This window comes from Pseudomonas mandelii, assembly GCF_002251635.1.
Lineage (GTDB): Bacteria > Pseudomonadota > Gammaproteobacteria > Pseudomonadales > Pseudomonadaceae > Aquipseudomonas > Aquipseudomonas mandelii_B.
In genome coordinates this window covers 39,455-64,549 of the sequence record NZ_NMOJ01000137.1, presented here as the reverse complement: position 1 = coordinate 64,549, position 25,095 = coordinate 39,455, and the positions used below count along the sequence as shown (strand labels likewise).

At 59.4% G+C, this 25,095-nt stretch carries 23 protein-coding genes, 1 other RNA gene and 1 pseudogene; 8 read left to right on the top strand and 17 right to left on the bottom strand.

The genetic code is table 11. The annotated features are described in order from the left end of the window. The 16 genes and pseudogenes from B7L09_RS18680 to B7L09_RS18610 form a co-directional block, all read right to left on the bottom strand. A complete protein-coding gene (locus B7L09_RS18680; protein ID WP_010454843.1) occupies window positions 1-552 on the bottom strand; it encodes a 3'-5' exonuclease in 552 nt (183 codons plus the stop codon). 28 nt (window positions 553-580) lie between these two features. After that, the gene (locus tag B7L09_RS18675) at window positions 581-1,477 is read right to left on the bottom strand and encodes an AAA family ATPase (protein ID WP_010454845.1); all 897 of its coding nucleotides are present in this window, start codon (window positions 1,475-1,477) and stop codon (window positions 581-583) included. Further along, on the bottom strand, window positions 1,474-1,971 hold the full coding sequence (locus tag B7L09_RS18670; protein ID WP_010454848.1) for an HORMA-1 domain-containing protein: 498 nt from the start codon (window positions 1,969-1,971) through the stop codon (window positions 1,474-1,476). The genes B7L09_RS18675 and B7L09_RS18670 overlap by 4 nt, the downstream gene beginning before the upstream one ends. Before the next feature lie 2 nt (window positions 1,972-1,973). Then, on the bottom strand, window positions 1,974-2,921 hold the full coding sequence (locus B7L09_RS18665; RefSeq protein WP_010454850.1) for a CBASS oligonucleotide cyclase: 948 nt from the start codon (window positions 2,919-2,921) through the stop codon (window positions 1,974-1,976). 46 nt (window positions 2,922-2,967) lie between these two features. Then, window positions 2,968-4,503 (bottom strand): phosphorylase family protein, encoded by a 1,536-nt coding sequence (locus B7L09_RS18660; RefSeq protein ID WP_010454852.1) that lies wholly within the window; start codon window positions 4,501-4,503, stop codon window positions 2,968-2,970. Window positions 4,504-5,048: 545 nt separating this feature from the next. Continuing rightward, window positions 5,049-5,159: pseudogene (locus B7L09_RS32435) on the bottom strand (metal ABC transporter ATP-binding protein); the annotation flags it as partial. 3 nt (window positions 5,160-5,162) lie between these two features. Then, window positions 5,163-8,036, bottom strand: coding sequence for an aminomethyl-transferring glycine dehydrogenase (gene gcvP / locus B7L09_RS18655; RefSeq protein ID WP_094470087.1), 2,874 nt, complete (start codon window positions 8,034-8,036; stop codon window positions 5,163-5,165). Window positions 8,037-8,210: 174 nt separating this feature from the next. Next, window positions 8,211-8,594, bottom strand: a complete 384-nt coding sequence (gene gcvH, locus B7L09_RS18650; protein ID WP_094470086.1) for a glycine cleavage system protein GcvH — start codon at window positions 8,592-8,594, stop codon at window positions 8,211-8,213. Window positions 8,595-8,644: 50 nt separating this feature from the next. After that, window positions 8,645-9,727: a glycine cleavage system aminomethyltransferase GcvT gene (gene gcvT / locus B7L09_RS18645; protein ID WP_094470085.1), complete on the bottom strand. Its 1,083-nt coding sequence runs from the start codon at window positions 9,725-9,727 to the stop codon at window positions 8,645-8,647. Between the two features lie 156 nt (window positions 9,728-9,883). Further along, complete coding sequence (locus B7L09_RS18640) at window positions 9,884-11,500, bottom strand: ABC transporter permease (protein WP_094470084.1); 1,617 nt, start codon at window positions 11,498-11,500, stop codon at window positions 9,884-9,886. A 215-nt stretch (window positions 11,501-11,715) separates the two neighbouring features. Next, complete coding sequence (locus tag B7L09_RS18635) at window positions 11,716-12,720, bottom strand: extracellular solute-binding protein (RefSeq protein ID WP_094470083.1); 1,005 nt, start codon at window positions 12,718-12,720, stop codon at window positions 11,716-11,718. Between the two features lie 221 nt (window positions 12,721-12,941). Then, complete coding sequence (locus B7L09_RS18630; protein WP_176457730.1) at window positions 12,942-14,159, bottom strand: 2-octaprenyl-3-methyl-6-methoxy-1,4-benzoquinol hydroxylase; 1,218 nt, start codon at window positions 14,157-14,159, stop codon at window positions 12,942-12,944. Window positions 14,160-14,168: 9 nt separating this feature from the next. Next, on the bottom strand, window positions 14,169-14,654 hold the full coding sequence (locus B7L09_RS18625) for a DUF4442 domain-containing protein (RefSeq protein ID WP_094470081.1): 486 nt from the start codon (window positions 14,652-14,654) through the stop codon (window positions 14,169-14,171). Then, a complete protein-coding gene (gene ubiH, locus B7L09_RS18620) occupies window positions 14,647-15,834 on the bottom strand; it encodes a 2-octaprenyl-6-methoxyphenyl hydroxylase (RefSeq protein WP_094470080.1) in 1,188 nt (395 codons plus the stop codon). Before ubiH ends, B7L09_RS18625 begins: the two co-directional genes overlap by 8 nt. Next, entirely contained in the window at window positions 15,831-17,165 is a 1,335-nt protein-coding gene (gene pepP, locus B7L09_RS18615) for a Xaa-Pro aminopeptidase (protein ID WP_094470079.1), read from the bottom strand. The genes ubiH and pepP overlap by 4 nt, the downstream gene beginning before the upstream one ends. A 27-nt stretch (window positions 17,166-17,192) precedes the next feature. Beyond that, window positions 17,193-17,753, bottom strand: coding sequence for a YecA/YgfB family protein (locus B7L09_RS18610; protein ID WP_094470078.1), 561 nt, complete (start codon window positions 17,751-17,753; stop codon window positions 17,193-17,195). A 126-nt stretch (window positions 17,754-17,879) separates the two neighbouring features. Here B7L09_RS18610 and B7L09_RS18605 point away from each other — a divergent pair, with 126 nt between their 5' ends. From B7L09_RS18605 to B7L09_RS18590, 4 genes are all read left to right on the top strand, one after another. After that, window positions 17,880-18,089, top strand: a complete 210-nt coding sequence (locus B7L09_RS18605) for a TIGR02449 family protein (RefSeq protein WP_064454641.1) — start codon at window positions 17,880-17,882, stop codon at window positions 18,087-18,089. Beyond that, the gene (locus B7L09_RS18600) at window positions 18,086-18,403 is read left to right on the top strand and encodes a cell division protein ZapA (RefSeq protein ID WP_094470077.1); all 318 of its coding nucleotides are present in this window, start codon (window positions 18,086-18,088) and stop codon (window positions 18,401-18,403) included. Before B7L09_RS18605 ends, B7L09_RS18600 begins: the two co-directional genes overlap by 4 nt. A 30-nt stretch (window positions 18,404-18,433) precedes the next feature. Beyond that, window positions 18,434-18,612, top strand: a non-coding RNA gene (ssrS, locus tag B7L09_RS18595) — 6S RNA. 86 nt (window positions 18,613-18,698) lie between these two features. Further along, complete coding sequence (locus tag B7L09_RS18590; RefSeq protein ID WP_094470076.1) at window positions 18,699-19,304, top strand: 5-formyltetrahydrofolate cyclo-ligase; 606 nt, start codon at window positions 18,699-18,701, stop codon at window positions 19,302-19,304. Window positions 19,305-19,339: 35 nt separating this feature from the next. Here B7L09_RS18590 and B7L09_RS32010 read toward each other — a convergent pair whose 3' ends face one another. Next, window positions 19,340-19,492, bottom strand: coding sequence for a hypothetical protein (locus B7L09_RS32010; RefSeq protein ID WP_094470075.1), 153 nt, complete (start codon window positions 19,490-19,492; stop codon window positions 19,340-19,342). Window positions 19,493-19,693: 201 nt separating this feature from the next. On the opposite strand from B7L09_RS32010, the gene B7L09_RS18580 reads away from it, so the two are divergent. From B7L09_RS18580 to B7L09_RS18565, 4 genes are all read left to right on the top strand, one after another. After that, window positions 19,694-20,143 (top strand): EVE domain-containing protein, encoded by a 450-nt coding sequence (locus B7L09_RS18580; protein ID WP_094470074.1) that lies wholly within the window; start codon window positions 19,694-19,696, stop codon window positions 20,141-20,143. Window positions 20,144-20,265: 122 nt separating this feature from the next. Next, window positions 20,266-21,231: an HlyD family secretion protein gene (locus B7L09_RS18575; protein WP_094470073.1), complete on the top strand. Its 966-nt coding sequence runs from the start codon at window positions 20,266-20,268 to the stop codon at window positions 21,229-21,231. After that, on the top strand, window positions 21,228-23,951 hold the full coding sequence (rbbA, locus tag B7L09_RS18570; protein ID WP_094470072.1) for a ribosome-associated ATPase/putative transporter RbbA: 2,724 nt from the start codon (window positions 21,228-21,230) through the stop codon (window positions 23,949-23,951). Before B7L09_RS18575 ends, rbbA begins: the two co-directional genes overlap by 4 nt. Next, the gene (locus B7L09_RS18565; protein WP_094470071.1) at window positions 23,951-25,069 is read left to right on the top strand and encodes an ABC transporter permease; all 1,119 of its coding nucleotides are present in this window, start codon (window positions 23,951-23,953) and stop codon (window positions 25,067-25,069) included. The genes rbbA and B7L09_RS18565 overlap by 1 nt, the downstream gene beginning before the upstream one ends. Window positions 25,070-25,095 lie beyond the last annotated feature (26 nt).

Genomic DNA, 25,095 nt, shown 5'->3' with positions numbered 1-25,095 from the left:
CTAATTTCTAAGGCTCAGTTCATAAACAAGCCGAAACAGCTCAGCCTGATATTTGGCATCGTGCAAAGCGTCATGGTCCCCTTGTAGCGTGGGAAACACGCGTTTGTCGATTGAACTCGACTTGGTATCGTGCCAGCTGCATCCCGTCGCCCCCATGAACAAAGCCTTAATATCCAAAGCGGTGAAGCCGAACGGATTCTCGCTGAGGTATTTCAGGAAGTAATAGTTCACAAAGGACCAATCGAACGGAGCATTGAGGCCCACGAAGACCGGAGTGCTGCCTTCAGGAGCGTTCTTGGCAATCCAAATGGCAAACTGTGACATTGCCTCTACCGGCGCTAAACCGTCGTTTTGAGCCTGTTCCAAGGTCAGACCAGACACCTCCAGTGCTGCCGCAACAGACTTATCGCTAATAGGCTTGAGCATCACCGAAAACTCGATTTCGGGATTGAACGCCAGGCAGGCACCCACTGTGAGCATACTGTGTTCACCGACTATCGGCCCCGCCGTTTCGATGTCAACCGAAATAAAGACTTCGCGCTTTTGGCTCATTGTTTCACTCCCGACAACGGTTATCGAATCAACCCGCCATTACGGGCGACGGCTGCAAATCACGAGCGGCCTGGTGGAAATGCTCGACTTTCAAAGGTGAGTCGGGGAACGCCAAGGACACCGCCGCCGGGTATAAACGCGTACGGATATCCGAATAAGTCCACGCCGGTTTGCCGTCCTTGGCCGCAGTAGCCTTTACCAGCTTGGCAACCTCGGCCGCTGGGATACCCATGTCGGATAGATCCTTCGTGAACAGCTCGTGACGCTCCTCATCCGAGGGACGCACGAACTCCTCAACAATCGATGCGCGCCGCAACACGGCTGCGTCCAAGGCGCCCAGTCGATTTGTGCACAGAATGGCGAAAATTCTTCCTCCATGATTGCGCAGGTTGTCGATGGCCTGAATTAGCGTATTGACGCCAACCTTATCCTCGTGATGGCTATGCTCCTGGCTACGGGAGGCGCCCAGAGAGTCGCCTTCGTCAATGATTAGAAATGCGCGTCCGTTTCCAGTTCCTATTGCCTTGGAAATCTCTTCGAAGGCTTGGGAGATCAGCGTACCCATCTCGCCGACCTTGCCTGTACCACGCACCTTGTTACTTAATTTGAAGAGGATGGCGTCTTCGATTTTCGCGTCACGCGCCAAGCGGTTTGCAATCGCCTCTGCGTTTGCGGTCTTCCCAGTACCGACGTCGCCATGGAAGATGGCCAGCGGGTACTGGTCGGCAAGTAACCCAATGACCGCCAGCTTCTTCTTGTGGTGAGTCTGGCTCCAGTGCTCCAATTCATTCGCTTGCAGAAGAAGCTGCAACTGCTTCTTGACGCGGAGATACCGAGGCTCGAAACCCAAAAGTTTGTCAGCCAGCTCATCTAGCTTCTTGGTGGGAAGATCCGCTTTAACTTCAAAAACCGTTGAGCTGCTCATGCAAAGTCCTTTCTGTTTGCGCCAAAACCATTGCTACTGTATCCGCGTCCGCCTTTAGCGGAGAGGCTGCTATGGCTAATATCCGCTGTGGTAGGAACCCATGATATCTTCAAGGGTAATTTGGAAACTCGGTCTGACTCTGCGTAATATGCGTCACTGTGAGACATCACAATTCGAATTCGCCCAGTCGGCGTTGCTGGCCAGAGCACACCACCTGGTCGCTCTGCTCCGGACGCTCCCTCATTCTGAAATTGATATTTGGCGGCCGCGATTTCCACTTCGGCTGAGGACATAAGGGTTACGTCAACTTTCGTCAGATAGCCTTGTTTCGCCAGCAACTCAATGTCGTGTGCGTACTCCTTCGCACTATCTTCGGTCATCGCTTTCGTCCGATCAGCAATCATCATTAGGTCTGCTTTAATGCTACGAACGACCTTTTCTACGTCGGCAACCGTATACGTGCTGGTCTCAGTACTCGAATAAGAGGAACTCATTTTTACTCCTTGATTTTGAAGCGGTTGCCGAAAATTTCCTTCCACACCTCTTCGTCTTCCTGAACAGATGCGTGGAAAGCGGTTTCCCATGCCTCAAGGGCCGCCTTGGCTATCTTCATCTTCTCGTCAGTAGTGATTCGAGACGCGACGTTGTTTTCGTGGTTGGCTGGGTCAACAATCACCACCGGATCTGTGAACGCCTTCTTGAGCTTCCCATTGTTCTCAGGAAAGTCGATACGCTCATTCAGCTCCGTTTGGGCGATGTAACCCAAAAACTCGCGGAAACGCTTTTCAATGCTCTCCGCTGGACCGTCCCGGTCAACCAGGTAAGCGAGGATGAGTTCGATGTGAAAAGATTTCAGCCCTGGGGGATTCGCAAAGTTTTTCCAGCGTTTCGCCATGCGCACTAGAGTGCGATAGTGCTTATCCTTGTCCTTCCGATCGCGGATGAACTGAATGTGGCACGGAGCACAGGTCAAGTTTTTTTCCTTGGTCTCCTTGTCGAACTGCCAACCATGATCCGGGTTATTGCCATCTTGAACGACAGGCACTACGTCTACACTTAGGCCACTCTTCACAAATGTAACCTTCGCCGCCCGTCGTTGAATCTCAAAATCCTCAACCGCTTTACTGGGGTAGATTTTTATCAGCAGTGAGTGAATCAACTCGCTCAGACCATCACGCGTAGATGTGTCGAGACTCTGGTCGTTGATATAAAACACTACGTCGACATCGATTGGGTCTTCCTGGGTTTTGTTCAGGATTGTGTGTTTCGCGAACGACCCTGCCTTGACCACTTTTGAAATTTTCAAGTCGGACCGAGCTGTGACGTGCTTGCGCAACTCAGTTACGAGATTATCGACCTGCCCGTGGTACTCCTTTCGCTTTTCCGCTGACAGCCGCAACACTTTGCTGTCGTAATACTGGAGGTCCGTGTTTGTCAGTGGCATTTTTTCTCCATGTTTTAATACGTCAATGATGCGGTTATTCTTACTTTCAGCGTCCCAGTGTCAGGCCGTACGCGATGTAATCCACGGTGACTGCGGCGGCGGCTTGCGCGGCCCAATGATGGAACCGGTTATCTTTCGTCGAGTCGCCGAAATCACTGATACCCCGAATCATCAACACCGGCTTACTATGTGTCTCGCATGCCGCGAAGACACCGGCGCCCTCCATCTCAGCCATTTCAATCTTCCCGTGCAGCTCGCGCAGCTGTCGGAATTTATCTGGATCACGAATCAACCATTCGCCACTTGCTACAGTTGCCATCTTGGGAATGAAGCTCTGTGCAACTGGGCCGGCATCTGCACTTGCGGGAAGAACAATCTCCATGCACTCATAGCCACGGGAAAGACGTTGCTCCAACCCTGAGGGGTTGGAGAGATAGGCGGCGAGGTCCTGCCGTACCCTGAAAGATAATCTGGTCATTTCAGGTCTAGGCTCATTTCTTCCACCTTGCAGAACTGCCGTTCCCTCATAGGCGACTACACGCTCTGCCAAAACTACCTCGCCAAGTGCGCATTTATCGCGCATGCCCGCAGCAATCCCCATCATCACTACGTTACTAGGCTTGTATTCCGTGAGCAGCGTCGCGGTCACGGTCGCTGCATCGACATTACCGGCGGCAGCAAAGCACGCAACCATGCAGCTTGCTACGCTGCCATCCCTGCAGTTAATCGGTGCCTTCCATGTATGCAGGCCTGTGCTTGTAGTAGTCGGAGGCGCGTCAGCAGCGATACCGAGAGCTTGCTTCGCCGCTGCCAGCTCGGCTGCCAATGCGGTCAGAACCAGCACATCTGGCGGCAATGCCGAAATCCTGGCCTGTTCTTCTTGGTAGAAGACCTTCACTATCCGCTTGGCAATATCGGAAAACTCCAACACTGGCTCCTGAAGAGAGAGAGCAGGTAGGGACTTCACAACCGTGTTGCCGGAGAAAGGCATGAAGGTCAGAGGGTTGATCTGAAAAGAGCTGAGTACACCGAGAGCACCACTGCCATCTTCGCTGTTTGCTCCGAGCTGTAAGTCCAGCGGAAGAACTGGTGCAGACTTCTTGGCCATCTTGCGGGCTCTATCCGCTACTCCCTTACCTCCCCCCAAAACGATCATCGCTGTGGCATGTGCGATTTGCTCATCGCCCACGTTACCACCGGTCAATACCTCCTCATCCAGTGGAATAAGTTCTGCGACCCCTCGAGCGATCATTCCGTTTAAGAGTTTGCGCTGCTCTGGGTTCGCCCTAGTTTTTAACCTGTCGAAAGACGCTACGATTTTCAGGCGCGGCTTTGAACTTTCGTCCGGAAGGATGCGGTCAATGGTGCGAGCGACTGTCCAATCGAAAAGCAGAGGCTTCTGGTCGGCGTTGATCGGCTCAGCTGCAAAATATGCTACGAAACTTCCGCCAGAGTCGATGACCTCTTTCACGAGTTCATCAACAAAGGCATGAGCCTTATCGATTTGAGCGTTATCAGTGCTGTTGGAAATACTGCCCGCAAGAAGGATGCAGCTTTCGGCAAGTACGACGGAGTTGTTCATTGATAGTCCCGTTTTAATTTGATTTGCCTTCGTCGCCGATGCCTAGCGCAGTCGAGGCAGATTTTTGAAGGGAAAGGGACTATTAACCGTCGTAGAGGTCTGCGGCTTTGTAAAAGTAATCGCTGTGATGGAGCCCTGCCTGATCTTGGAAGGCGAGCCGAGTCAGCAACCCAGATGCCAAATGCGCGTCGCTTAGCTCCTCTGGAAGCCAAGTGGTGCTCTGTTTTGACGTTTTGAGTGCTGATGGCATGGCGTTCGCGGTCCTTCCTTGGTGCCATCTGTTGGCGGTCCCAAAAGTTATGGGGGCAAAGTGCTACCTTTCAAGGACGGAGTGGCAATTTGATGCGAAAAGAATCGAATTGCGAGGGCAAGGAATGAGAGGTAACAGCTTGTTACAAAAATGCCATGTGCTTGCGATGGATAATTGCGTTGTCGCAATAGAAAACTCCCAGCAGCTTGCGCCAGCTGAGAGTGGTACATCAAATAGTACACAGCCTAAAAAACTAAATGCCGGAAAGTGAGTTACTAAAGCCCTTGCAAACCCCCTGTGGGAGCGGGCTTGCTCGCGAATGCGGTGTGTCATTCAGCATTGATGTTGGCTGGCACACCGCTTTCGCGAGCAAGCCCGCTCCCACAGGGGATATGGGTAGCCCTATAGCTCAGCGATAGTCGTCTACCGGTACGCAGGCGCAGAACAAATTCCGGTCGCCATAGACGTTATCCACCCGATTCACCACCGGCCAATATTTGTGCGCCTTGGTGTGCGCATCCGGCGTCACCGCTTGCTCGATGCTGTAAGGCCGCTCCCAGACCCCGGTGATATCGGCCAGGGTATGCGGCGCTCGCTTCAGCGGATTGTCTTCGGCTGGCCAGTTACCGTTCTGCACCTCGGTGATTTCCGCGCGAATGCTCAGCATTGCGCCGATAAACCGATCCAGTTCGGCCTTTGACTCACTCTCGGTCGGCTCGACCATCAGAGTTCCCGGCACAGGAAACGACATGGTCGGCGCATGGAAACCGTAATCCATCAGGCGCTTGGCTACGTCCTCTTCACTGATCCCGGTCAGCGCCTTCAATGGCCGCAAATCCAGAATGCATTCGTGCGCGACCCGTTCGTTGCGCCCGGCGTAGAGCACTGGAAATGCTCCGGATAAATGCTGCGCCAGGTAATTCGCCGCAAGGATCGCCACCTCGCTGGCATCCGCCAATTGCGGGCCCATCATGGCGATGTACATCCAGCTGATCGGCAAAATACTCGCACTGCCCCACGGCGCGGCGCTGACTGCGCCGTTCTGCGGCAGCGGTCCTTCAATCGGCACCACCGGGTGATTGGCGACGAACGGCGCCAAGTGTGCGCGCACACCAATAGGGCCCATGCCCGGCCCACCGCCGCCATGGGGAATGCAGAACGTCTTGTGCAGGTTCATGTGGGAGACGTCGGCGCCAATGTCCGCCGGCCGGGCCAATCCCACCTGAGCGTTGAGGTTGGCGCCATCCATGTACACCTGGCCGCCGTGGCTGTGGATAACTTCACAGATTTCGCTGATGCCTTCCTCGTACACGCCATGGGTCGACGGATACGTCGCCATCAGGCAGGCGAGTCTGTCGCCCGCGTCCGCAGCCTTGCCTTTGAGGTCATCCAGATCGACGTTACCGGCCTCATCGCACTCGACGATCACCACGCGCATCCCGGCCATCTGCGCTGAGGCCGGGTTGGTGCCGTGGGCCGAAGACGGGATCAGGCAAATGTCTCGCGCGCCCTGATGACGGCTCTCGTGATATTTGCGGATCGCCAGCAGCCCGGCGTACTCGCCTTGGGCGCCGGAGTTGGGTTGCATGCAGATCGCGTCAAAACCGGTAATCGCGCAGAGCCAGCGCTCCAGCTCCTCGATCATCAGTGAATAACCCACCGCCTGCTCTTTCGGCACAAACGGGTGCAGGTTGGCGAACTGCGGCCAGGTGATGGGGATCATCTCGCTGGTGGCGTTGAGTTTCATGGTGCAGGAGCCCAGCGGGATCATCGATTGGTTGAGCGCCAGGTCCTTGTTCTCCAGCTGCTTGAGGTAGCGCAGCATCTCGGTTTCGCTGTGATGGGCGCTGAATACCGGATGACGCAGATAAGGCGAGGTGCGCAGCAGACCTGCGGGAATGCCGGAAGCAAGGGTTTCAGCGTCCAGTTCGTCGACGTTCAGCCCATGATCGGCACCGAGGAATACATCGAACAGTTTCGCTACCGTGGTTTCGTCAGAGGTTTCGTCGAGGCTCAGCCCCAACTGCCCGCGCCCGAGAATGCGCAAATTGATCTGTGCGGCCCGGGCACTTTCGATAATTGCCGTCTGAGTGCCACCGACCTCCAGCGTCAGCGTGTCGAAAAAGTGTGTGTTGAGGCGGGTGATGCCGTGGCGCTCCAGGCCAACGGCGAGAATGCTGGTCAGCCGATGGACGCGCTGGGCAATGCGTTTGAGCCCTTCCGGACCGTGGTAGACCGCATAGAAACTGGCGATATTGGCCAGCAGCACCTGAGCGGTGCAAATGTTCGAGTTGGCCTTCTCCCGGCGGATATGTTGCTCACGGGTTTGCAGGGCCATGCGCAGGGCGACGTTGCCGCGAGCATCTTTCGACACGCCGATGATCCGCCCGGGAATCGCGCGTTTGTACTCATCGCGACTGGCAAAAAACGCCGCGTGCGGTCCGCCGTAACCCATCGGCACACCGAAACGCTGGGACGAGCCGAACACCACGTCGGCGCCCAACTCCCCCGGCGGGGTCAGCAACAGCAGGCTCAGCAGATCCGTCGCAACACAGGCCAGCGCCTGCTGGGCATGCAGATGATCAATCAATGGGCGCAGATCGCGGATCTCGCCGTGGGTGTCGGGATATTGCAGCAACGCGCCAAACACCTGGTGCTGTTTCAAGTTATCCACAGTGTCGATGATCAGCTCGAAACCGAACCCTTCGGCTCGGGTCTGCACCACGGAGATGGTTTGCGGATGGCAATTCTCATCGACGAAGAACAGATTGCTTCTGGACTTGGCGACCCGTTTGGCCAGTGCCATGGCTTCCGCCGCCGCCGTGGCTTCATCGAGCAGGGAAGCGTTGGCCAGCTCGAGACCCGTGAGGTCGATGGTCAATTGCTGGAAATTCAGCAGCGCTTCGAGCCGGCCTTGAGCGATCTCCGGCTGATAAGGGGTGTAGGCGGTGTACCAACCGGGATTTTCCAGCACGTTACGCAGAATGACGGCCGGTGTGAGGGTGCCGTGGTAACCCATGCCGATCAGGCTGGTCCAGACCTGGTTCTGCTCGGCGTACCCGCGCAGCTTGGCCAGCGCGGCTTCTTCGTCGAGGGCGGGCGGCAAATCGAGCTCGCGGTTCAGGCGGATTCCCGGCGGTACCGTCTGCTCGATCAACTCGACCCGGCTGCCGAGGCCGAGGCTGTCGAGCATCGCCTGTTGCTCGGCAGCATCGGGGCCTAGGTGGCGGCGAAGGAAGGCATTGGGGTCGCGTAACTGGCTCAAGGACGGCAACTGGGACATGACGGGCTCTCTCTTGACTGGCGCTCAACGTCGATGCAACACGGTCAAACCAGCATAGCAGCCGCTGCCGACAGCGAACCTTTGAGCGGATNNGCAGGCTTGCTCCCACAGGGGGAAATCCGGCAGGCGAAAAAAAGCCCCGACTAGTCGGGGCTTTGGGATGACGCTTAAGGCTTACTCGCCGATGGCGGCCTTGTAGCCGGCTGCATCGAGCAGGTTTTCCAGATCAGCCGGGTTGCTTGGCTTGAGTTTGAAGATCCAGGCGCCGTACGGGTCGGAGTTCAACAGCTCAGGCTCGCCGCTCAAGGCATCGTTGATCGCGATCACTTCACCGGATACCGGGGAGTAAATGTCGGATGCGGCTTTAACCGACTCAACGACACCGGATTGATCACCGGCAGCGAATACTTTTCCGACTTCGGTCAGCTCAACGAACACTACATCGCCCAAGGCTTCCTGAGCGTGATCGGAGATCCCGACGGTCACAGTGCCGTCAGCTTCCAGACGGGCCCATTCGTGACTTTCGGCAAAACGCAGGTCGGCAGGGATATCGCTCATAGTCTGTGTCCTCAAGATTAAATGTCAGCGGCCTTTGCCTGCCGAAAAAGTTAGATCAAGGTTTTGCCATGGCGCACGAAGGTCGGTTTGACCACTCGAACCGGGTACCACTTACCGCGGATTTCCACTTCGGCCCGATCGGCAGTGGCCGTCGGCACACGCGCCAGTGCTATCGACTTGCTAAGCGTAGGAGAGAAACTACCACTGGTGATCTCTCCTTCGCCAACATTGGCGATACGAACCACTTGGTGAGCGCGCAAAACCCCACGCTCCTCAAGGACCAGACCGACCAGTTTGTGCTGCACACCACCCGCCCGCTCGGCTTCCAGGGCACTGCGACCGATGAACTGGCGAGTGGCCGGTTCCCAGGCAATGCTCCAGGCCATGTTCGAGGCCAGCGGTGAAACGTCTTGATGAATGTCCTGGCCGTACAGGTTCATGCCGGCTTCGACACGCAAGGTATCCCGGGCACCCAGACCGATAGGGGAAATGCCCGCACCCACCAGGTCGTTGAAAAATCCTGGGGCCTGATTGGCTGGCAGAACGATTTCAAGGCCATCTTCGCCGGTATAACCGGTACGCGCGATGAACCAGTCGCCGTCAGGCTGGCCTTCAAAAGGCTTGAGCATCTGGATCAGGTTGCCGCGGGACTGGGTCACCAGTTCGGAAATCTTGTGCCGGGCCTGAGGCCCTTGAATGGCCAGCATCGCCAGTTCGGAGCGCTCGCTGAGCTGCACATCGAAACCGTCGAGATGGGCCTGCATCCAGGCGAGGTCCTGATTGCGGGTGGAGGCGTTGACCACCAGCCGATAACCGTCCTCGAGGCGGTAGACGATCATGTCGTCGACGATGCCGCCGCGCTCGTTGAGCATCGTGCTGTACAAAGCACGGCCAGGGCTATGCAAACGATCGACATCATTGGCCAGCAGGTGCTGGAGCCATTCCTTGGCCTGAAGGCCTGTGACATCAATCACGGTCATATGAGATACATCGAACACCCCGCAGTCGCGTCGCACCTGATGGTGCTCTTCAACTTGCGAGCCGTAATGCAGAGGCATATCCCAACCGCCAAAATCGACCATTTTCGCGCCGAGGGCGAGATGCAGGTCATACAGAGGCGTACGCTGTCCCATGGGTTTCTCCTTCCGGGCGTGGCGAAGGTGCGGGTCGGTGCTGCACGGGGTGAAAGCCTTGAAATAGAAGGCTCTCAGCCGATCTCAGCTACCAGGTCCGTAGGACGGACCGCACCGAATGCCGCGCATTGTAGCCTCAAGGTGTAGGACTGACACCTAGGCGTTTCGATGCGCCGAACGTCGAATCAATCCGATGACCGGTAACAGCCCGACCAAAACCAGGGTCAGGGCCGGCAGAGAAGCCCTAGCCCANTCCCCTTCACTGGTCATTTCAAAGATCCGTACCGCCAGGGTGTCCCAGCCAAACGGGCGCATCAGCAGGGTCGCAGGCATTTCCTTGAGCACATCGACGAACACCAGCAGCGCCGCGCTCAATGTCCCCGGCAGCAATAGCGGCAGATACACTTTGCAAAACAGTCGTGGCCCACTTACGCCGAGGCTACGTGCCGCTTCGGGCAAAGATGGCCGTATTCGCGCCAGGCTGCTTTCCAGCGGTCCGTAGGCCACCGCAATGAAACGCACCAGATAGGCCAGCAACAACGCCGACAGACTGCCCAGCAGCAATGGCTTGCCCGCGCCACCGAGCCAGCCCGACAATGGGATGATCAACTCACGGTCCAGGTAGCTGAACGCCAGCATGATCGACACCGCCAGCACAGAGCCCGGCAAGGCATAGCCGANATTGGCCAGGCTGACACCGGAGCGGATCGCCCGGGTCGGTGCCAGTCGCCGGGCAAATGCCAGTATCAAGGCAGCGCCGACGGTGATCAGCGCCGCCATGCCGCCCAGGTACAAGGTGTGGACGATCAGCCCGGCGTAACGCTCATCCAGGTCGAAGCGCCCACGCTGCCAGAACCACACCACCAGTTGCAGCATCGGAATGACAAACGCACAGGCGAACACCAGGCCACACCAAGTCATGGCCGCCAACGCTTTGAAACCCCGCAGGTGGTACAGCGCCTGGACCCGGGGTCGCTCATTGCTCGTGTGGTTGGCCCCGCGAGCACGATGTTCGCCGTACAACACGATCATCACCACCAGCAGTAACAGGCTGGCCAGTTGCGCGGCGGTGGAGAGGCTGAAAAATCCGTACCAGGTTTTGTAGATCGCCGTGGTGAAGGTGTCGAAGTTGAACACCGACACCGCACCGAAGTCCGCCAGGGTTTCCATCAACGCCAACGCCACGCCAGCACCAATCGCTGGCCGCGCCATTGGCAAGGCGACTCGCCAGAACGCCTGCCACGGCGATTGACCCAGCACCCGCGCCGCTTCCATCAGGCCTTTGCCCTGGGCCAGGAACGCAGTGCGCGCCAGCAGGTAGACGTAGGGATAGAACACCAGCACCAGTACCAGGATGACGCCACCGGTGGAGCGCACTCTCGGTAACCTGAGACCGGTGCCGAACCATTCCCGCAGCAGGGTTTGCACGGGGCCGGCGAAATCCAGCAAGCCGACGAAGACGAAGGCCAGCACGTAAGCCGGAATGGCAAATGGCAGCATCAGCGCCCAGTCCAGCCAGCGCCGCCCGGGAAATTCGCAGAGGCTGGTCAGCCAGGCCAGGCTCACGCCGAGCAGCGTGACGCCGATACCGACGCCAAGCACCAACGTCAGTGTATTGCCCAATAGGCGCGGCATCTGGGTGTCCCATAGGTGGGACCAGATTTGCTGATCGATGGTTTGCCAGGAGAAGAACAGGACACTCAGAGGCAGCAGGACCAGCGCGGCGATGGTGAAGACCGGCAGGTACCAGCGGCGTTGGGCGGGGTGGGCCAAGGGGATTCTCTCGTTTTAAATGATTGTGCCCACGCTCTGCGTGGGCACACATCTGGTGACGCTCTGCGTCACGCTTCGACGCGGAGCGTCGAGGGATGCATGCGTCACGCTTCGACGCGGAGCGTCGAGGGATGCATTCCCACGCAGAGCGTGGGAACGATCAAGTCGGCAGAGATTTCGCCGACTGCATTCAGCGGCGCATTATATCGTCGGACTCAGTTCCAGCCAGCCCGATCCATCATGCGAATCGCTTCAGCCTGACGCTTGCCGGCAATTTCCACCGGTAGCGTATCCGCCACAAACTTGCCCCAGCTGGCCACTTCCGCAGACGGTTGAACCGCAGGGTTGGCCGGGAATTCCTGGTTCACGTCAGCGAAGATCTTCTGTGCTTCAGGCGTCGTCATCCACTCAACCAGGGCTTTGGCGGCTTCCGGGTGCGGTGCATGCTTGGTCAGGCCGATGCCCGACAGGTTGACGTGCACGCCACGGTCGCCCTGGTTCGGCCAGAACAGCTTCACCGCCAGGTCCGGCTTCTGCTTGTGCAGGCGGCCATAGTAGTAGGTGTTGACGATACCCACGTCGCACTGCCCGGCGTTGATGGCTTCAAGCACTGCGATGTCATCGGAGAACACGTCGGTGGACAGGTTATTCACCCAACCCTTGAGGATCTTCTCGGTTTTGTCGGCACCGTGCACTTCGATCATGGTGGCCGTCAGGGACTGGTTGTAGACCTTCTTCGCGGTACGCAGGCACAGGCGACCTTCCCAGTTTTTATCCGCCAGCCCTTCGTACGTGGTCAGCTCGCCCGGTTTCACCCGATCGGTGGAGTAGGCGATGGTCCGCGCCCGCAGGCTCAGGCCAGTCCAGGCGTGAGCGGAGGAGCGGTATTGCAGCGGGATGTTGGCGTCGATCACCTTGGAGGTAAACGGTTGCAGGATGCCCATCTGCTCGGCCTGCCAGAGGTTGCCGGCGTCGACGGTCAGCAGCAGGTCAGCCGTAGCGTTTTCGCCTTCGGCCTTGATCCGCTGCATCAGCGGGGCTTCCTTGTCGGTGATGAACTTCACCTGCACCCCGGTTTTCTGGGTGTAGGCATCGAAGACCGGCTTGATCAGCTCGTCGATACGCGAGGAGTAAACCACCACCTCGTCAGCGGCCTGGGCAGTGGTGGTGCCGATCAGGGTCAGGGCGAGTGCAGTCAGTAGACGCTTCGGTGCCAACATGGGAGCGGTCTCTCGATTGGAAAAGTGAGGGCAAATGATAAGGACTCACATTTACCATCTCAATCGATCAGTTGGCGGAGGAGTTACCAGATGTTGCACGGTTTGAAATACAGGGTGGATGTACCGGCCCCTTCGCGGGCAAGCCCGCTCCCACAGAGATCACTTGAATCCTTGTGGGAGCGGGCTTGCTCGCGAAGGGGCCATCTGCCCCGGCGAAAATCTCAGGCCTTGGCGAGCGCTGGCAAATCCCCGATCAACCCCAGCGCTTCGCGCACGAACAACGCCTTGGCTTCCGGCATCTGGTCGACCATCTTCAACCCGGCATTACGCAACCAGCGAACCGGCAACGGATCCGCCTGGAACAAGCGCTCAAAGCCTTCCATCGCCGCCATCAACGCCAGGTTATGCGGCATGCGTCGACGCTCGTAACGGCTNAGCACCTTCACATCCGCCAACCGCTCGCCACGCTCCGCCGCTTGCAGCAGCACTTCGGCCAGCACGGCGGCATCGAGGAAACCGAGGTTGACGCCCTGCCCGGCCAGCGGATGGATGNCGTGCGCCGCATCGCCGATCAGCGCCAGGCCTTCAGCCACATAACGCTTGGCATGGCGCTGGCGCAGTGGCACGCACAGACGCGGGTCGGCGCTGAGCACCGTGCCGAGTCGGCCTTCGAAGGCCCGCTCCAGCTCTTGGCAGAAGCTGTCGTCATCCAGCGCCATCAGGCGTTCGGATTCAGCAGGTGTGGTCGACCAGACGATCGAACACCAATCCTGCTGACCATCGCGCTCCAGCGGCAGAAACGCCAATGGACCGTTGTCGGTGAAGCGCTGCCACGCGGTCATTTGATGAGGTTTGGAGCTGCGCACGCTGGTGACAATCGCATGGTGCAGATAGTCCCACTCGCGCGTCGCCACGCCGGTCAGGCGCCGCACCGCCGAGTTGGCGCCATCCGCCGCAATCACCAGGGGTGCGCGCAAGGTGCGGCCATCGGCCAACGTCAGCAGCCAGTCATCACCGGAGCGACGCATCTGCTCCAGGCGCGCATTGGCCAGCAAGCCCAGGTCGCAGTCGTGCAGACGATCCAGCAAGGCATCCTGAACCACGCGGTTCTCGACGATATGGCCCAGGACGTCGGCATGCACACTGGCGGCCGAGAAACGGATCTGCCCGGTGCCGCTGCCGTCCCAGACGTGCATGTCGGTGTAAGGGCTGGNGCGCCGATTGNCGATGCCGTCCCACACGCCCANGCGCTCGAGAATTCGCTGGCTGGCCGCCGACAAGGCGCTCACCCGAGGTTCGAACGGCGCCTGGACATCGAAGGGTTTGACGCTCATCGGACTGCCGTCCAGCAGCAGAACTTCCAGCCCGCTGTCCTGCAGCGCCAGCGCCAAGGCGCTCCCGACCATTCCGGCCCCGACAATCAGCACATCTGCGCGCATGTCCATGCTTTAAGCCTGTCTCGCTGGCGGCTTGCGCCGCACGTAAAGGGTTTTGTCGACCCGCGCCACCANGGNGCCGGCACCGTCATGAATATCGACCTGCAACTGCGGCAGGTATTTTTCGCCGTTCGCTGTCTGTCGGCGGATCTCGTCGAGCAAGGTCTCGTCGATGCTGAAGCGGGCATACACCGGGCCTTTGCCCGGCGAGATGAAATCGATACTCGCGGCCTTGTCCCAGACGATGTAGTCGCGACCCAGGTTCTCCATCAACAGCAACATGTAGAACGGGTCGACCATGGAATACAGGCTGCCGCCAAATTGCGTGCCGACGTAATTACGGTTGTACCAACTCAGGCCCATGGACACTTGAATGTCCCGGAAGTCATCGCTGATGTGCTGCACCCGCACCCCGGCGCCGAGGTACGGCGGGTAGAAGGTCATGAACCACCGCATCAACCGCGCTTTGCCGAATGTGTCAGTCAGCCACTTAAGCATCAGGACGCGTACCCAGGCCCATGGCTTGCCGGGCGAACCAGCGCTTGGCCGGCGGCAGCAGATCGAGACCGAGCAGACCAATGTTACGGCCCAGCGAAACCAGTGGCTGGGTGCTGCCGAACAAACGGGTCACCTGATCGGAGAACCCCACGGTCAGGTTCTGATCCATGCGCTGACGCTCGCGATAAGCCTGCAAGGTCGCGAAGTCACCGGGCGATGTGTCGCTCGCCAGCAGCGCATCGGCCAGGGCTTGAGCATCACGCAGCGACAGGTTGAAACCCTGGCCGGCAATCGGGTGCAGGCTGTGGGCNGCATTGCCGAGGACTGCCAGGTGGGAGCGTACTTGCTCTTCGGCTTCGATCAGTGTCAACGGGTAGAGATGCCGCGCGCCCACCTGCTTCAGGGTGCCGAGGCGATAACCGAACACGCCCTGCAACTCACTAAGGAAGCTACGCTCATCCAGCGCCGCCAAGCGTTGCGCGTCCATGCCGATGCGCGTCCAGACCAGCGCGCAACGATTGTCCGGCAGCGGCAGCAAGGCCATCGGGCCTTCATCGGTGAAGCGCTCGAAGGCTTCGCCGTTGTGTGCCTCGCTTGGGGTGATGTTGGCGATCAGCGCACTCTGGTTGTACGGACGCTTTTTGATGCCGATGCCCAATTGCTCGCGCANACCGGATCGGCCGCCATCAGCGAGCACGGCGAGGTCGCATTCCAGGGTGGTTTCATCATTGAGGGTCAGGCGATAGCCGTCAGGCAGCGGCTCCATGCGCGTGACTTCCGCCGGGCAACGCCAGCTCACCACTTCTTTGTCCAAACCTTGCCACAGGCATTGGCCGAGCCAGGCGTTTTCCACCACGTAACCGAGGGCAGGCACGCCTTCCTCCATCGCGGATAACCGCGCAGTGGAGAAGCGCCCACGGTCCGACACATGAATCTGCTTGATCGGCTCGGCGCGGCGGGAGATTTCCTGCCACACGCCCAACCGTTGATAAATCTGTTTGGCCCCGTAGGACAGCGCCGAAGAACGAGCGTCATAGCTCGGCTGATACGTATCGCCGGGGGCAAACGGCTCGATCAGCACGATCTTCCAGCCACGGGCCTTGGCCCCGGCCTGCAACGCCAACGCCAGGCTGGCGCCGACCAGACCACCACCGATAATGGCCAGATTGACTCGACTCATGCCGCTTGTGTCCGCGCGGCGGCCATCAAGGCCTCGATCTCGGCGACCGTTTTCGGCACGCCTTGGGTCAGGATTTCACAACCGTNTTTGGTCACCACCACGTCGTCCTCGATGCGCACGCCAATGCCACGCCATTTCTTTGCTACGTTCTGGTTGTCCGGCGAAATATAAATGCCGGGTTCCACGGTCAACGCCATGCCGACTTCCAGCACGCGCCATTCGCCGCCGACCTTGTACTCGCCCACATCGTGGACATCCATGCCCAGCCAGTGGCCGGCGCGGTGCATATAAAACGCACGGTAGGCTTCGCTGGCGATCAACTCGTCGACATCGCCCTGCAACAGCCCCAGCTTCACCAGCCCGGCAGTAATGACTTTTACCGTCGCTTCATGGGCCTGGTTCCAGTGTTTGTTCGGCGCAATTTCGGCAAAGGCAGCTTCCTGGGACGCCAGCACAANCTCGTAAATCGCTTTNTGCTCGGGCGAAAACCTGCCGTTGACCGGCCAGGTACGGGTGATGTCGCTGGCGTAGCAGTCAATCTCGCAACCGGCATCGATCAGCACCAGGTCGCCGTCCTTTAGCACCGCGTCATTCTGCTGATAATGCAGGATGCAGCTGTTGCGCCCGGCGGCGACGATGGAGCCATAGGCCGGCATTTTCGCGCCGCCCTTGCGAAATTCGTAATCCAGCTCGGCTTCGAGGCTGAACTCATGCAGCCCGGCCCGACTGGCCTGCATCGCCCGGATATGCGCCTGAGCGGAAATCCGNGCGGCCTCGCGCATCACTTTCACTTCTGCCGCCGATTTATACAGGCGCATGTCGTGGAGCAGATGATCCAGGGCAACAAATTCGTTCGGCGGCTGGGCGCCCAGGTGCGCTTTAGAGCGGATCACGTTGATCCACTCCATCACATGCCGGTCGAACTCGGCGTTGCTGCCCATCGCCGAGTACACCCGGTCACGGCCTTCAATCAGGCCGGGCAGGATGTCGTCGATGTCGGTGATGGGGAATGCATCGTCGGCGCCAAAGTCACGGATCGCGCCTTCGGTGCCGGCGCGCAGGCCGTCCCACAATTCGCGTTCGGCGTTGCGTTCGCGGCAGAACAGCACGTACTCACCATGCTGGCGACCGGGCATCAGCACGATCACCGCTTCGGGTTCGGGAAAACCGCTCAGGTACTGGAAGTCGCTGTCCTGGCGGTAGACGTGCTCGACATCACGATTGCGAATGGCCACGGCAGCGGCCGGCAGAATCGCGATGCTGTTGGGTTCCATCTGCGCCATGAGCGCCTTGCGGCGACGGCTGTATTCCGATTTCGGGATATGAATCATGGGCAGATGGCGTTCCCTGGCAAACGATTAATGCAGCGACGGCTTGGCAGCTGGCGGCACGTCGGCTTTTTTGGTTTCGGAGAACAGCAGCAGCGGCGCGACGCGCAGGTATTCCATCACTTCCATGTAGTCGCCTTCGCCGTCTTCGGACTCTTCCAGGGCATCTTGCACCTGGGAAATAGCCGCCAGATCCTGCAAGACTTCAGTGGCTTCGGTGCTCAGCATGCTGCTGTCTCGGCAGTTCAGGCCGAAACCGCTGAGGAAGCCCTGGCACCATTGGCCCAGTGCCGCGGCACGGTCAGCCAGCGGAGCGTCGTCGGTCGGCANCAGCAGGACTACGGTCACGTCGTCGCCGGTGAGCTCGCCCTTGACCATCTCCTGCAAGCCGATCAAGGCGTTGCGGACATTATCCTCTGGTGCGTTTTCGAGCAGCTCGGCGGCATCGATCAACCATTCTTCTGCATTGAAGCCGGCACCGGCGCAACTGCGGCCGAGCAGCAGGCCATGCAGTTCGGCAGGCGAGACGTTATGACCGCTGGAAGTCAGCAGTTTGGAAAAAGCGTCGTACGGGGAGTTCTGAATAGGCATGGTGAGCTAGGCGCCAGACGGCGCAATGTCTAGAATGAAGCGCTGTATCCTACATCGACAGACTCGCCAAGACTATTAAAGGCTGTCCGCCATCTACCATCCATCAGACCTAATTCAGTGGACACAATGGAAGACACCGAACTGCAAGCGCTGATGGCCAGACTCGAGTTGCTAATTGATCGGGTCGAGCAACTTAAGAGTCAAAACGGACTCCTATTAGCTCAGGAAAAGACCTGGCGCGAGGAACGCGCTCACCTCATTGAAAAAAACGAAATCGCCCGGCGTAAGGTCGAATCGATGATTTCGCGCCTGAAGGCCCTGGAGCAAGACTCATGAGTTCAAGCAATAGCGTTACCGTGCAGATCCTCGACAAAGAATATTCGATCATCTGCCCCCAGGAAGAACGCAGCAACCTGGTAAGTGCTGCCCGCTACCTGGACGGCAAAATGCGTGAAATCCGCAGCAGCGGCAAAGTCATCGGTGCCGACCGCATCGCCGTGATGGCTGCGCTGAACATTACCCACGATCTGCTGCANAAGGAAGAACGCCCGGATGTGCAGGCCAGCGGCTCGACTCGCGAGCGAGTTCGCGACCTGCTGGATCGCGTCGATCTGGTGCTCGCCACCGATCCGGACGTCACCAAGGGCTGAAACACGAAACCGCTTGGGGTATACTCGCAACACTCCCTGGGGTGCTTGCCAGTTGACGATGTCCCTGAGCCGATTCGCACTACCCTGGAAGTTGCACGTTGGGCTGGTGTGCATGTCCGCTAGACGGAAAGCCTTAAAGCCTACTGCATCTTCCACCTTGAACTTTCGGGTTCAAGGGCTAAGTCGACAGCGGCTCTGCCGGGGAGCCTGATTCCAGTCCGATGCCGGTTTAAATACCGGCATCGGCTTTTTTACGGGTACGCTTTACCTATCCGTCCTGCCGAAGCCTGAATCCATGACCGAACCTGCGTTGCTGCCCCGCCCGCAACTTCGACGCATGCTGCGCAAGGCCCGCCGCGCACTGACCCCCAGTCAGCAACGCCAGGCGGCTCGCGGGCTGTACAAGCAATTAGCCCAGCAGCCGCTGTTTCGCCGCGCCAAACATATTTCTCTTTATCTGCCCACCGACGGTGAAATCGACCCGCGTATTTTGCTGCGTGCCGCTCAGCGTCGAGGCAAGGCAACGTATCTACCGGTGTTGAGTGCCTGGCCGCGAACCAAAATGGTGTTCCAGCGGATTCGTCCCGGTGAAAAACTCAAACCCAACCGCTTTCGTATTCTCGAACCCCGGCACAACCTCGCCCGCCAGCGCAAAGTCTGGGCGCTGGACCTGGTGTTGTTGCCATTGGTGGGATTTGACGACGTCGGCGGCCGCCTGGGAATGGGCGGCGGTTTCTACGATCGAAGCCTCGCCTACCTCGCCAGGCGCCAAAGCTGGCGCAAGCCGACGCTGCTGGGGCTGGCCCACGAATGTCAGAAAGTAGAACGTTTGGCTCAGGCGAGCTGGGATGTGCCGTTGCAAGGAACGGTTACAGACAAGGCGTGGTATTTCGCAGGCTAGACGCCACTGGAGTCAGCGGCGTCCGAAAGACAGGCTCAGCGCTTGAAGGCCGACGGCTGTTGTTGCTGTGCGATTTCGATTGGCGCGTCAGTCTTGTTGTTCCACAGGCTTTGGGCATACCCGGTGGTCACGACGCCCAGACCAAACAAAATAACCAAAATCCATAGTAAATCCGGTTTACGTTGCATCGATTGCCCCCCNAAGGCACATCAACACGATGACAGCAGCGGTTTCCGTTATAGGTGTAGGCCGTGCAGCAGCGTCAAGCTTAGAAGGCCGGCATTTTGCGACAACGTGAACTGACACGCAAACGCTGGCGTCAACCGACTGTCGGTTTGTCATGGAATTGCCCGACAACTTGCCCACTCACCTCGCAAGGAGCAAAAACCATGGCCCATTGGCTGATGAAATCCGAGCCCGACGAACTTTCCATCAACGGCCTGGAAAAGCTCGGCGAAGCCCGCTGGGACGGGGTTCGCAACTACCAGGCGCGCAACTTCCTGCGGGCGATGGCAGTGGGCGACGAGTTTTTCTTCTATCACTCCAGTTGCCCGGAGCCCGGGATTGCCGGGATCGGAAAGATTATTCAAGCGGCGTATCCGGACCCAACGGCGCTGGAGCCGGAAAGTCATTACTACGATCCAAAGGCCACGCCAGAGAAAAACGCCTGGAGCGCGATTGACGTTGCGCATGTCGAGACGTTTGCCAAGGTGTTGAAGCTGGATTACTTGAAGCAGCAGACGGCGTTGGCCGAGATGCCGCTGGTGCAGAAAGGCTCGCGACTGTCGGTGATGCCCGTTACCGCCGAGCAATGGGCAGCGGTGCTGGGCCTGCGCTGAAAAAAGCTGCACTGCCCGCCGCTCTGACCTGGATCGGTCAGGCGTGACACCCAGTTGACAGATATCAAGTCGGCCCGCCGCTTGCCTGTCAGACTACGATGCTACAGACGCAGGATGCCGACATGTCGATTCACAGCCGCTCTTCACTTTTTTTCGCCTTTTTACTGGGGGCTTTGCTCCTGGCCGCTGGGGGGTTTGGTTATTGGAAGTCGACCCTTAGCCGACTGCCCGAAGGGTTGTATGTCGGTAATGGTCGACTTGAAGCCACTGAAGTGCAGATCGCCAGCAAAACACCCGGACGGCTGGCCGAAGTCCTGGTGGATGAAGGCGACAAGGTGACCAAGGGTCAACTGCTGGCGCGCATGGACACCCGCACCCTCGAAGCCCAGCGCGCCCAGGCCGAAGCCGAAGTGCTGCGCGCCAAGGAAAACTTCAATGCCGCCCAGGCCAATGTGCAACTGCGCCAGAGCGAGCAACGGCTTGCCCATCAAGAGCTCAACCGCTCCCAGGAATTGTTCAAGCGCGGTTTCTCCAGTGGCCAGATCATCGATCAACAGCAGTCGCGCTTCGACACCGGCAACGCGGCCGTCACCGCCGCCCGTGCGCAGGTGTCCGCCGTCGGCGCAGCCATTGGCGCGGCAAAGGCACAAGTCGCTCAGCTGACCAGCGAAATTGACGACAGCAGCCTGCGGGCGCCCATTGACGGGGTGATCCAGCTGCGCATGGCCGAACCCGGCGAAGTCCTCGGTGCCGGTGGGCGGGTATTGTTGCTGATTGATCCCAACGATCAGTACATGAACCTCTATCTCGCCGCCTCCGTCGTCGGACGCCTGGCGGTCGGTGATGAAGCGCGGATCTTGCTGGACGCCCTGCCCGGCCAGCCGTTGCCGGCGAAAATCAGCTTCGTGGCGGCCAAATCGCAGTTCACACCCAAAGAAGTCGAGACCCGCGACGAACGTCAGAAACTGGTGTTTCGGGTCAAGCTCCGCCTGACCCAACCCAGCAGCGCGCCCCAGGCCAAACCGGGAATGCCCGGTAACGGCTACGTGCGCACCGCGCCCATTGGCTGGCCGGCCAATCTTCAATGACCGGCCTGGCGCTGCATGCCGAAGGCCTTCAGCACCATTATGGCCAACAGCAGGTGCTGACCGACATCACGTTCAGCCTGCCTGCCGGCACCCGGTGCGGGTTGATCGGTCCGGACGGCGCGGGGAAATCCAGCCTGCTGGGATTGATCGCCGGCGTGAAGACGCTGCAAGACGGCCAACTGGACGTGCTCGGCGGCTCGATCAAGGACCGCCGCCACCGTAACAGCCTGTACCCACGCATCGCCTTCATGCCCCAAGGCCTGGGCGGCAACCTGTACCCCGAACTGTCCATCAGCGAGAACATCCACTTCTTCGCCACCTTGTTCGGGCTGTCCGGGGCCGAATGCGATCAGCGCATGCAAAGTCTGCTGCTCGCCACCGATCTCCTGCGATTTGCCGAGCGCCCGGCGGGCAAGTTATCGGGCGGGATGAAACAGAAGCTCGGCCTCTGTTGTGCGCTGATTCATGAACCCGACCTGCTGATCCTCGATGAACCGACCACCGGTGTCGATCCGTTGTCCCGGCGGCGCTTCTGGGAGTTGATTGATGACGTCCGCCGTCAACGCCCGCAATTGACGCTGCTGGTTGCCACNGCCTACATGGAAGAAGCCGAGCAGTTCGAACACTGCCTGATGCTGGATCGCGGCAAACTGATCGCCGACGGCCTCAGCAGCGAATTGGCGGCCGCGACCCCCAGCGGCAAGCTCGATGAAGCCTTTACCCACTTTCAGGGCGACACCGGCCGTGACAACCAGCCGCTGGTGATCCCTGCCCGGACCAACGCCACGGCCGACATTGCCATCGAAGCCCATGACCTGACCCTGCGCTTCGGCGATTTCACGGCGGTGGACAAGGTTAGCTTCGCCATCGGCCGCGGCGAGATCTTCGGGTTCCTGGGCTCNAANGGTTGCGGCAAGACCACCACCATGAAAGTCCTCACCGGGCTGATGCCGGCCACCGAAGGCAGCGCCACGCTGCTCGGCAACCCAGTGAACGCCAAGGATCTGGCCACCCGCAAGCGCGTCGGGTTCATGTCCCAGAGCTTCTCGCTCTATGGCGAGCTCAGCGTGCGGCAGAATCTGGATTTGCACGCCCGGTTGTTCGATTTGCCCAAGGCCGAGAGCGCGCAACGCATCGACGAGTTGATCCAGCGCTTCAACCTGGGCAGCGTCGCTCATCAGCCATCCGGAGCACTGCCCCTGGGCCTGCGCCAACGGCTATCCCTGGCGGTGGCGGTGCTGCATCGCCCGGAAGTGCTAATCCTCGACGAACCGACCTCCGGCGTCGACCCGGCCGCACGGGATGATTTCTGGCGGCTGCTGATCGAATTGTCCCGCGAACAGGGCGTGACGATNTTCCTGTCCACCCACTTTATGAACGAGGCCCAACGCTGCGACCGCATCTCCCTGATGCACGCCGGCAAGGTCCTCGCCTGCGACACCCCGGCAGCCCTGCAACTGCAGTTCAAGGGCCAGACACTGGAGGCGGCGTTCGTCACCTGCCTCGAGCAGGCCCAAGGCCCGATCGCGGCGGCAGCACCGCCAGCGCCCATCGACACGACGCTCGCACCGGCCGCCCCGATGCAAGATAGCCGCTTCAGTTTTGGACGGTTGCGGGCGCTGGCGAGTCGTGAAGGCAAGGAGCTGCTGCGCGATAAAGTGCGCATGGCCTTCGCCCTGCTGGGGGCGATGTTCATGATGGTGATCTTCGGCTACGGGATTTCCCTGGATGTGGAAAAACTCGCCTTCGCGGTTTACGACCAGGACCAGACGCCACAAAGCCGGGCGTATCTGGAGGCTTTCCGCAGCTCCCGTTACTTCGATGAACAACCGCCCATCCGCGATACAGCGCAATTGCATCGACGATTACAGCGCTCGGAAATCAAACTGGCGCTGGAAATCCCGCCCGGCTTTGGCCGCGACCTCTACGCCGGTCGCCAACCCACGGTAGCCGCGTGGCTCGACGGCGGCATGCCGTTTCGCGCGGAGACCAGCCGCAACTATGTGGAAGCGGTACACCAGGCCAACCTGGTGCAATTGGCCGAGCAGTCCAGCCCCGCACTGAACCGACAAGCGGTCGCCAAACTGGAAACCCGCTTCCGCTACAACCAGGATGTGGTCAGCGTGAATGCCATCGGNCCCGGCGTGATGGCGCTGATCCTGGCGTTTATCCCTGCGATGCTCACCGCGCTGGGCATCGTGCGCGAGAAAGAGCTGGGCTCGATCACCAACTTCTATGCCACGCCCCTGACCCGCCTGGAATTCCTGTTAGGTAAGCAAGCGCCGTATCTGGCCATCAGTCTGATCAACCTCGCCGTCCTGACAGCCATGAATCGCTGGCTGTTCGGCGTGCCTTTCAAGGGCAGCGCCCTGACCCTGGCCTTCGGCGGACTGCTCTACGTGCTGGCGACCACCAGCATGGGCCTGTTGATTTCGGCGTTCACCCGAACCCAGATTGCCGCCATTCTCGGCACCATGATCATTACCAGCCTGCCGACCATCCAGTTCTCCGGGCTGATCGTGCCGCGCTCGTCCCTGGAAGGCGCGGCCGCAGTCATGGGGATGCTGTTTCCGGCGGGTTACTTCCTCGATATAGCAGTTGGCACGTTTACCAAGGCCCTGGACATCCGACAGTTGTGGCCGCAATGCCTGGCACTGTTCGGGTTCTTCCTGGGGTTTACCGGCCTTAGTTTGATCATGCTCAAGAAGCAGGAGGCCTGATGCACAAGCTCGCTCACATCCTGCGCCTGGGTATCAAGGAACTCACCAGCCTGCGCCACGACAGCGTGTTGCTGCTGTTTCTGGCCTACGCCTTTACTGTTGCGATCTACATGCCCGCCGCCGGCTCGGTAATTGGCGTGCACAACGCCAGCGTGGCCTTTGTCGATGAAGACCACAGCGACCTGTCACGACAATTGGCGCAAGCCCTGCAGCCACCGGAATTCCAGGCGCCGGTGTCGTTGCCGTATGAACAACTGGACGACGTGCTGGACAGCGGGCGATATACCTTCGTCATCAATGTCCCGGCAAATTTCCAGGCAGATCTGTTGGCTGGCCGCCAGCCAGCGGTGCAGGTCAACGTCGACGCCACCGCCATGAGCCAGGCGTTTATGGGGGCGGGCTACATCGGACGAATTTTCCAGCGCGAATTGCTGACCTACAGTGACCAGGACGATGCGGCGAGCAAAGCTCCCGTGCTGTTGACCACGAGAGCGCTGTTCAATACCAACCTGGAGGGCGGCTGGTTCCTGGCGGTGATCCAGATCGTCAACAACATCACCATCCTGGCCATCGTGCTGACCGGCACCGCGCTGCTGCGCGAGCGCGAGCACGGCACGCTTGATCATTTATTGGTACTGCCGCTGACCGCACTGGAAATCATGCTGGCGAAAATCTGGAGCAACATGCTGGTGGTGGTGCTGTGCACCTGGCTGTCCCTGGAGCTGGTGGTCAAAGGCTTGCTCGGCGTGCCGCTGGCCGGGTCCATGAGCCTGTTCTTGCTGGTGACAGCCGTTTATCTGTTCGCCAGCACAGCGCTGGGAATATTCCTCGCAACCCTCGCCCGCTCGACACCGCAATTCGGCCTGCTGGCAATTCCGGTGATCATCCCGATGTTGCTGCTCTCCGGCGGCAGTACGCCGCTCGACAGCATGCCGCAATGGCTGCAATGGGTTATGCAGGGCTCGCCATCGACGCACTTCGTCAGCCTGAGTGCCGCGATCCTGTTTCGCGACGCGGGTATCAATGTGGTGTGGCCGGACTTGCTGGCATTGAGCGCCATTGGCCTGCTGTTTTTTAGCGTTGCGCTGATGCGGTTTCGCAAAAGCCTGGCGTCTTGAATCGCGGGCAAGCCGGTGCCCACAGG

Excerpts from the sequence above, each read along its gene's own strand:
- B7L09_RS18670 (WP_010454848.1), bottom strand. The coding sequence starts at position 1,971 with ATGAGTTCCTCTTATTCGAGTACTGAGACCAGCACGTATACGGTTGCC.
- B7L09_RS18675 (WP_010454845.1), bottom strand. The coding sequence starts at position 1,477 with ATGAGCAGCTCAACGGTTTTTGAAGTTAAAGCGGATCTTCCCACCAAG.
- B7L09_RS32010 (WP_094470075.1), bottom strand. The coding sequence starts at position 19,492 with ATGCAACGTAAACCGGATTTACTATGGATTTTGGTTATTTTGTTTGGT.
- B7L09_RS18635 (WP_094470083.1), bottom strand. The coding sequence starts at position 12,720 with ATGTTGGCACCGAAGCGTCTACTGACTGCACTCGCCCTGACCCTGATC.
- gcvT (WP_094470085.1), bottom strand. The coding sequence starts at position 9,727 with ATGGGACAGCGTACGCCTCTGTATGACCTGCATCTCGCCCTCGGCGCG.
- B7L09_RS18575 (WP_094470073.1), top strand. The coding sequence starts at position 20,266 with ATGTCGATTCACAGCCGCTCTTCACTTTTTTTCGCCTTTTTACTGGGG.
- gcvH (WP_094470086.1), bottom strand. The coding sequence starts at position 8,594 with ATGAGCGATATCCCTGCCGACCTGCGTTTTGCCGAAAGTCACGAATGG.
- B7L09_RS18665 (WP_010454850.1), bottom strand. The coding sequence starts at position 2,921 with ATGCCACTGACAAACACGGACCTCCAGTATTACGACAGCAAAGTGTTG.
- B7L09_RS18590 (WP_094470076.1), top strand. The coding sequence starts at position 18,699 with ATGACCGAACCTGCGTTGCTGCCCCGCCCGCAACTTCGACGCATGCTG.
- B7L09_RS18565 (WP_094470071.1), top strand. The coding sequence starts at position 23,951 with ATGCACAAGCTCGCTCACATCCTGCGCCTGGGTATCAAGGAACTCACC.
- B7L09_RS18660 (WP_010454852.1), bottom strand. The coding sequence starts at position 4,503 with ATGAACAACTCCGTCGTACTTGCCGAAAGCTGCATCCTTCTTGCGGGC.
- B7L09_RS18605 (WP_064454641.1), top strand. The coding sequence starts at position 17,880 with ATGGAAGACACCGAACTGCAAGCGCTGATGGCCAGACTCGAGTTGCTA.
- gcvP (WP_094470087.1), bottom strand. The coding sequence starts at position 8,036 with ATGTCCCAGTTGCCGTCCTTGAGCCAGTTACGCGACCCCAATGCCTTC.
- B7L09_RS18580 (WP_094470074.1), top strand. The coding sequence starts at position 19,694 with ATGGCCCATTGGCTGATGAAATCCGAGCCCGACGAACTTTCCATCAAC.
- B7L09_RS18680 (WP_010454843.1), bottom strand. The coding sequence starts at position 552 with ATGAGCCAAAAGCGCGAAGTCTTTATTTCGGTTGACATCGAAACGGCG.